The sequence below is a fragment of the Aminobacter sp. P4_D5 genome (assembly GCF_056401815.1).
In genome coordinates this window covers 1-556 of the sequence record NZ_JBFUIP010001219.1, presented here as the reverse complement: position 1 = coordinate 556, position 556 = coordinate 1, and the positions used below count along the sequence as shown (strand labels likewise).

1 protein-coding gene is annotated in these 556 nt (G+C 70.8%); it reads right to left on the bottom strand.

Features of this window, described 5'->3' with window-relative positions:
- Positions 1 to 110: 110 nt before the first annotated feature.
- On the bottom strand, positions 111 to 556 hold a 446-nt coding region (locus AC1DWF_RS37595), incomplete at its 5' end, for a winged helix-turn-helix domain-containing protein (protein WP_476843501.1).

The window sequence follows — 556 nt, the reverse complement described above, 5'->3', positions numbered from 1 at the left end:
ACGCCGGGCGCCGCCTCCGGCGGCYTGGCTTCGCCGCACCACCGATGCGCCAAGCCGGTAGGGGGTGCGGCCGGATTCTTCGAGCTCGGGGGCCGTTCCGATGTGCGGCGCTATGCCCCCAACCGATACCCGCCCTCATCCGTCAGCAGTAACTTGGCCGCCTGCGGTTCCGGCTCGATCTTTCGCCTGAGACGGTAGATGTGTGTCTCCAGCGTGTGCGTCGTGACCGCCTTCGAATAGCCCCAGACCTCGCCCAGCAGCTCCGACCGCGGCACTGCCCGCCCGCCCGCCCGATGCAGGTAGAGCAGGATCGCCGCCTCTTTCTCGGTCAGGCGGATCCGCTTGCCGTCGGGAGCCAGCATCAGCTTGGCCGCAGGGTGGAAAGCATAGTTCCCGAGCGGAATCGCCGCATCCGGCGAGGCCTCGAAGGTCGCGAGGAGCGCGTGCAGCCGGGCCACGAGCTCCGGCAGCCGGACCGGCCGCAGCACCCGCTCGCTGATGCCCGGCGGCAGCACGTGCGGCGCCAGCTCCTCGGGTGCCTGGCCCAGCAGCAGCA